Origin of the sequence: Heliorestis acidaminivorans (assembly GCF_008933955.1) — a bacterium.
GTDB lineage: Bacteria > Bacillota > Desulfitobacteriia > Heliobacteriales > Heliobacteriaceae > Heliorestis > Heliorestis acidaminivorans.
In genome coordinates, this window is the sequence record NZ_WBXO01000022.1 from 1 (window position 1) to 7771 (window position 7771).

Annotated in this window: 2 protein-coding genes and 4 rRNA genes; all 6 read right to left on the bottom strand. The window is 44.8% G+C overall.

Features of this window, described 5'->3' with window-relative positions; genetic code table 11:
- A 5S ribosomal RNA gene (gene rrf / locus F9B85_RS13885) occupies positions 1-68 on the bottom strand; the annotation flags it as partial.
- 449 nt (positions 69-517) lie between these two features.
- Positions 518-634 (bottom strand): 5S ribosomal RNA (gene rrf, locus F9B85_RS13890).
- A gap of 244 nt (positions 635-878) precedes the next feature.
- A 23S ribosomal RNA gene (locus tag F9B85_RS13895) occupies positions 879-3814 on the bottom strand.
- 275 nt (positions 3815-4089) lie between these two features.
- Positions 4090-5617, bottom strand: a 16S ribosomal RNA gene (locus F9B85_RS13900).
- A 495-nt stretch (positions 5618-6112) separates the two neighbouring features.
- Positions 6113-7609, bottom strand: a complete 1497-nt coding sequence (gene lysS / locus F9B85_RS13905; RefSeq protein ID WP_151621813.1) for a lysine--tRNA ligase — start codon at positions 7607-7609, stop codon at positions 6113-6115.
- A 45-nt stretch (positions 7610-7654) separates the two neighbouring features.
- Positions 7655-7771: GreA/GreB family elongation factor (locus F9B85_RS13910; protein WP_207707134.1), on the bottom strand; the 117-nt coding region annotated here is incomplete at its 5' end.

Genomic DNA, 7771 nt, shown 5'->3' on the forward strand with positions numbered 1-7771 from the left:
GCGCTGAAGGGCTTAACTGCTGTGTTCGGTATGGGAACAGGTGTGACCCCTTCGCTATTGTCACGATATTATTTTGTTGTGGCTATCTCCTTGAGACAACTTATTTAGTATACCATGTGCCTAGTATTATGTCAACCGTTTTTAAAGAAGTTTTTAAATTTTTTTAGAGTTCTTCTCTAATCTTCTATTCTTAAAGTAGCGACTTAAATACAATAACATTTTTTATAGGCATTGTCAATGTGCTTTAGTAGATTAACCACATGAATTTTATGGAAATTACTATAAAACAGCAAAATTTCTCTTTCTTAAAGCAAAAGGTTGGATCTCAACCTTATCTATTGGACCTTCCACCATGAATTTTATCGTTGAGTCCGTATGAGTAAACATCTATAAGTAGATAACCTATAGCTAACTAAGGAGTTTTTTAACCTCCTTAATTTAATTAAGCCCTTTCGGCGCTGTTTTTCTTAACTCAAAAACTAAAAAAACTTCTACATTTTTTGTAGAAGCTTCTTTCATACCGCAACGACCTACTCTCCCAGGCAGCTTCCCGCCAAGTACCATCAGCGCTGAAGGGCTTAACTACTGTGTTCGGTATGGGAACAGGTGTGACCCCTTCGCTATTGTCACGATATAAGTAGACAACCAAAAGCAGGTAACCAAAATCTGTGATTTTGTGTTAATCGCTTTCACAGAGTGCAAGTCTGGTTTTGACTTTTGTGTTGGTCACTTACTTCACGTTTCGCGACGGATTTCAATGGGTTTATTTAACCAAGTCCGTTGCGAATAAGGGAAGATTTATGACCTTCGTCTTATTCTTTTTTAAGGGATATTCCCTCAAAACTAAGCAATGTTATGGTAAAGAATGCACAATTCTTTAGGTCAAGTCCTCGACCTATTAGTATCGGTCAGCTTAATACATTACTGCACTTACACCTCCGACCTATCTACCAGGTAGTCTTCCTGGGGTCTTACTCACTTGCGTGATGGGAAATCTTATCTTGAGGGGGGCTTCGTGCTTAGATGCCTTCAGCACTTATCCCTTCCGTACATAGCTACCCAGCGGTGCCTTTGGCAAGACAACTGGTACACCAGCGGTACGTCCATCCCGGTCCTCTCGTACTAAGGACAGCTCCTCTCAAATTTCCTACGCCTGCGACGGATAGGGACCGAACTGTCTCACGACGTTCTGAACCCAGCTCGCGTACCACTTTAATGGGCGAACAGCCCAACCCTTGGGACCTACTTCAGCCCCAGGATGTGATGAGCCGACATCGAGGTGCCAAACCTCCCCGTCGATGTGGACTCTTGGGGGAGATAAGCCTGTTATCCCCGGGGTAGCTTTTATCCGTTGAGCGATGGCCCTTCCACTCGGTACCACCGGATCACTAAGTCCGACTTTCGTCCTTGCTCGACTTGTTGGTCTCGCAATCAAGCTCCCTTATGCCTTTGCACTCTTTGCACGATTTCCGACCGTGCTGAGGGAACCTTTGAGCGCCTCCGTTACTTTTTAGGAGGCGACCGCCCCAGTCAAACTGCCCACCTGACAGTGTCCCAAAACCGGCTTACGGTTCATGGTTAGAACTTCAGTACTACAAGAGTGGTATCCCAACAGCGACTCCTCCAAAACTGGCGTTCTAGATTCTAAGTCTCCCACCTATCCTGTACATGTAGTACCAAAATCCAATGTCAAGTTGCAGTAAAGCTCCACGGGGTCTTTCCGTCCTGTCGCAGGTAACCAGCATCTTCACTGGTATTACAATTTCACCGGGTCCATTGTTGAGACAGCGCCCAAATCGTTACGCCTTTCGTGCGGGTCGGAACTTACCCGACAAGGAATTTCGCTACCTTAGGACCGTTATAGTTACGGCCGCCGTTTACTGGGGCTTAAGTTCTGTGCTTCGGTTACCCTAACACTTCCCCTTAACCTTCCAGCACCGGGCAGGCGTCAGCCCCTATACGTCGTCTTTCGACTTTGCAGAGACCTATGTTTTTGCTAAACAGTCGCTTGGGCCTGTTCTCTGCGACCGAAGTGTGCTTACGGAGCATGTCCTTCACACCCTTCGGCACCCCTTCTCCCGAAGTTACGGGGTCATTTTGCCGAGTTCCTTAACAATGGTTCTCCCGCTCGTCTTAGGATTCTCTCCTCACCTACCTGTGTCGGTTTGCGGTACGGGCACCTATTAATCTCGATAGAGGCTTTTCTTGACAGTGTGGAATCAGCTGCTTCGCTACTTATATTTCGCTCCCCATCACGTCTCAGGATTATGCTAAACCGGATTTGCCTAGTCTAGCTCCCTACTCGCTTAGACCCACTCAACCAACGGTGGGCTCAGCCTATCCTACTGTGTCACCCCATCTCTCAAACGATCATAGGTGGTACAGGAATCTCAACCTGTTGTCCATCGCCTACGCCTTTCGGCCTCGGCTTAGGTCCCGACTAACCCTGAGTGGACGAACCTTCCTCAGGAAACCTTAGGTTTTCGACGGGTGAGATTCTCACTCACCTCTCGTTACTCATGCCAACATTCTCTCTTCTATACAGTCCACCACTCCTTACGGTATAGCTTCAACCTATATAGAATGCTCGCCTACCATGCATTGCTGCATCCATAGCTTCGGTGATACGTTTGAGCCCCGGACATTTTCGGCGCAGAATCACTCGACCAGTGAGCTATTACGCACTCTTTAAATGAATGGCTGCTTCTAAGCCAACATCCTGGTTGTCTGTGCAACTCCACATCCTTTCCCACTTAACGTATACTTTGGGACCTTAGCTGATGGTCTGGGTTGTTTCCCTCTCGACTACGGATCTTATCACTCGCAGTCTGACTCCTGGATATGAATTAACGGCATTCGGAGTTTGATAAGTTTTGGTAACCGGTGAAGGCCCCTAGACTATTCAGTGCTCTACCTCCGTCACTCTTACTCCAAGGCTAGCCCTAAAGCTATTTCGGCGAGAACCAGCTATCTCCAGGCTCGATTGGAATTTCTCCGCTACCCACAGGTCATCCAATGACTTTTCAACGTCAACTGGTTCGGACCTCCACGAAATTTTACTTCCGCTTCATCCTGCCCATGGGTAGGTCGCCTGGTTTCGGGTCTATAGCATGTAACTGATCGCCCTATTAAGACTCGGTTTCCCTACGGCTCCAGACCTTAAGTCCTTAACCTTGCTACATACCATAACTCGTTGGCCCGTTCTACAAAAAGTACGCGGTCACACATATAAAGTGCTTCCACAGCTTGTAGGCAAAAGGTTTCAGGTTCTATTTCACTCCCCTTCCGGGGTTCTTTTCACCTTTCCCTCACGGTACTATGCGCTATCGGTCACTAGGGAGTATTTAGCCTTGGGGGGTGGTCCCCCCTGCTTCCCACAGGGTTTCACGTGTCCCGTGGTACTCTGGATGATAGTCGAAAGTCTTCTTGTTTCGTTTACGGGACTGTTACCCTCTATGGTGGAGCTTTCCAACTCTCTTCTACTACAATAGCCTCTTTCTTAATGACCATCTCCGCAACCCCGTTAGCCGAAACTAACGGTTTGGGCTCTTCCCCTTTCGCTCGCCGCTACTTAGGGAATCGATTTTTCTTTCTCTTCCTCGGGGTACTTAGATGTTTCAGTTCCCCCGGTCTACCTTCTAGTACCTATGTATTCAGTACTAGATACTTGGGCATTACCCCAAGTGGGTTTCCCCATTCGGACATTCCCGGATCAATGCTTGCTTGCAGCTCCCCGAGACTTTTCGCAGCTTACCACGTCCTTCTTCGGCTCCTAGTGCCAAGGCATCCACCCTTTGCCCTTAATAACTTGACCTCAGTGAATTGCTCTTGCTTTCTTTATTCTCATAACATTGTTTAGTTTTCAAGGAACATAAGCAGATGACCAAAAGCAGATTGCCAAAATCTATGATTTTGCGCAAGTCGCTTTCACAGAGTGTAATCTATGATTTTGTGTCAGTCGCTTAGTTAGAAATTTGTTGTTTTGTTTCTTTTGTTTTCATAAAAGAAAACAATAGATTTCTAACATCATTTGAGAGCTTTTTAAGGTCCCTCAAAATTAAACAGTATAGTATCGCCATTTCTCCTTAGAAAGGAGGTGATCCAGCCGCACCTTCCGATACGGCTACCTTGTTACGACTTCACCCCAGTCATCGACTTCACCTTCGACAGCTCTCCCCTTACGGTTGAGCAGCTGGCTTCGGGCGCTTCCGACTCCCGTGGTGTGACGGGCGGTGTGTACAAGACCCGGGAACGCATTCACCGCGACATTCTGATTCGCGATTACTAGCAACTCCAACTTCATGTGGGCGAGTTTCAGCCCACAATCCGAACTGAGACCGACTTTATGAGATTCGCTTCAGATTACTCTTTCGCTGCCCTTTGTATCGGCCATTGTAGCACGTGTGTAGCCCTGAACATAAGGGGCATGATGATTTGACGTCATCCCCACCTTCCTCCGAGTTATCCCCGGCAGTCTCTCTAGAGTGCCCAACCGAATTGCTGGCAACTAAAGACAAGGGTTGCGCTCGTTGCGGGACTTAACCCAACATCTCACGACACGAGCTGACGACAACCATGCACCACCTGTCACCTCAGTCTCCGAAGAGAAGGAACCGGTTAAGGTTCTGTCCGAGGGATGTCAAGTCCAGGTAAGGTTCTTCGCGTTGCTTCGAATTAAACCACATGCTCCGCTGCTTGTGCGGGTCCCCGTCAATTCCTTTGAGTTTCACACTTGCGTGCGTACTCCCCAGGCGGAGTGCTTAATGCGTTAGCTGCGGCACTGAGGTTTGACCCCCAACACCTAGCACTCATCGTTTACGGCGTGGACTACCAGGGTATCTAATCCTGTTCGCTCCCCACGCTTTCGTGCCTCAGCGTCAGTTACAGTCCAGAGAGTCGCCTTCGCCACTGGTGTTCCTCCTAATATCTACGCATTTCACCGCTACACTAGGAATTCCACTCTCCTCTCCTGCACTCAAGTCAATAAGTTTCAAAGGCTTACTACGGTTGAGCCGTAGCCTTTCACCCCTGACTTTATTGACCGCCTACGCACCCTTTACGCCCAGTGATTCCGGATAACGCTTGCCCCCTACGTATTACCGCGGCTGCTGGCACGTAGTTAGCCGGGGCTTCCTCCCGAGGTACCGTCATTATCTTCCCTCGAAACAGAGCTTTACGACCCGAAGGCCTTCATCGCTCACGCGGCGTCGCTGCATCAGGGTTTCCCCCATTGTGCAATATCCCCCACTGCTGCCTCCCGTAGGAGTCTGGACCGTGTCTCAGTTCCAGTGTGGCCGGTCACCCTCTCAGGTCGGCTACTGATCGTCGCCTTGGTAGGCCTTTACCCCACCAACTAGCTAATCAGACGCGGGCCCATCTTGTACCAATAAATCTTTGGCTACTCTAAGATGCCTTAGTGTAGTCTTATGCGGTATTAGCAATCGTTTCCGACTGTTATTCCCCTGTACAAGGTAGGTTGCCCACGCGTTACTCACCCGTCCGCCGCTAAGTTAGTATAAATTCACCCGAAGGCTTCATTGTATTAACTTCGCTCGACTTGCATGTGTTAGGCACGCCGCCAGCGTTCATCCTGAGCCAGGATCAAACTCTTAATAAAAAAATTATCTGGGTTCCATCTTTATGATGGATGTATTTTGCTGGCTTAATATCTATACTGTTTAATTTTCAAAGACCTTTTTTCAATCCGTCGCTTATCGGCGACTTATTTACTATATCATTTTTCTGATGTTATGTCAACACTTTTTTTCGTTTCTTTTTTCTAAGTGTTGCTGTCACCTCTTGGCGACTCGTACTACTATATCAGAGTTTTGCTAACCTGTCAACACTTTTTTTAAAGTTTTTTCTTACTCCTTTATATGAAGTGTTTTCTTCTTACCCGCCGCCCCTCTCTTGAGTGACGACCTGTACTACTATATCAGAATTTAATTGATATGTCAACAGCTTCGTCCTGGAAATTAATGTATCATTATGTCTCCTATACATTACTATAGTAGGATGTCTTGCGGAATCCTACTTCATAAGTTCCCTGCATTTATGTAAATTTTAATTATATTATCCTATAGTCATACTATATAAAGAAGACTAGGTTTCCCTAGTCCTCTTTTTGTAGTGGTTTCATTGTTGGAAATAAAATTATGTCTCTTATAGATGCCGAATCAGTAAGTAGCATAATCATTCTATCAACACCTATTCCTAATCCTCCTGTAGGAGGTAGCCCTACTTCTAAAGCATGGATAAAATCTTCATCCATTGGATGAGCTTCATCATCCCCAGATTCTCTTTGCTTAAGTTGCTCTTCGAACCTTGCCCTTTGATCGATGGGGTCATTAAGCTCTGAAAAAGCGTTGGCTATTTCCCATGTATTTGCAAAAGCTTCAAATCTATTAGTGATTAATGGATTATCTGGATTCCTCTTGGCTAATGGAGATACTTCCACTGGATGATGTAATACAAAGGTTGGTTGTATTAAATCTTTTTCACAGAATTCTTCGAAGGCTAAGTTTACAAGATGGCCTCTTGTCATAGAATCCTTTACATCTAAATGTAATTGATTTTTAGCAATCCTTCTAGCTTCTTCATCACTTTCAATAGAGTAAAAGTCAATACCTGTTTTCTCTTCAACTAAGTCATGCATAGAAGCTCTCTTCCAAGGAGGCTTGAAGTCTATTTCTATTCCTTGGTAATTTACTACCGTCGTTCCATTTACTTCTTCAGCACAGTATGCCACCAAGTTTTCTGTTATCTCCATCATGGATTCATAATCTTCATAAGCTGCATAAAGCTCTATGTTCGTGAATTCTGGATTGTGCTTTATGGATATCCCTTCATTCCTGAACATTTTCCCCATCTCATAAACTTTATCAAATCCACCTACAATTAATCGCTTAAGATAAAGTTCATTAGCTATTCTAAGCTGCATATCCAAGCCTAATGTATTGTGATGGGTCAAGAACGGCCTGGCTGCCGCTCCCCCAGCAATTGTTGTAAGTATAGGGGTTTCTACTTCTAGGTACCCTCTATCATCTAAAAAGTTTCTTATAGACTTGATGATTTTATTTCTTTTTAAAAATGTTTCCTTTACATCAGGGTTTACTATTAAGTCGATGTATCTCTGTCTATATCTTAAATCCTGATCCTTTAACCCATGCCACTTATCTGGCAATATTTGAAGGGATTTAGATAACAAGTGAATTTCAGAAGCCTTTACAGATATCTCACCCTTTTTAGTTTTGAAAATATCACCTTTAATTTCAACAATATCTCCCATGTCGTACTCAACAAACAATTCATAGGCTTCCTCACCTACAGCATCTTCTCTTACATAGGCTTGAATACGCCCATCTTTATCTTGGATATTGATAAAACTAGCCTTACCATGTCCTCTTTTGGCCATGATTCTTCCCGCTATAGTGACTCTCTGTCCTTCTAATTCTTCAAATTTTTCTATAATTTGTTGACTATAATGAGTTACAGCTACCTTTTCAATTTTAAAAGGATCTTTATTTATGCTCTGTAAATGCTTTAACTTCTCTCTTCGTATTTGCAACAGCTCATTTAAATTTTTTTCTTCACCATGGTTATTCATCATTTGTCTCCCGTCCTCCTGCAATCAATAATATAAAATTTCTATAATTTATCCGTCTATATCTGCTTTATCAATTTTTAGAACTTCATATTTAGTGACACCATCAGGAATTTGCACTTCTACGATATCACCTATTTTCTTACCTAGAAGAGCTTTGCCTACAGG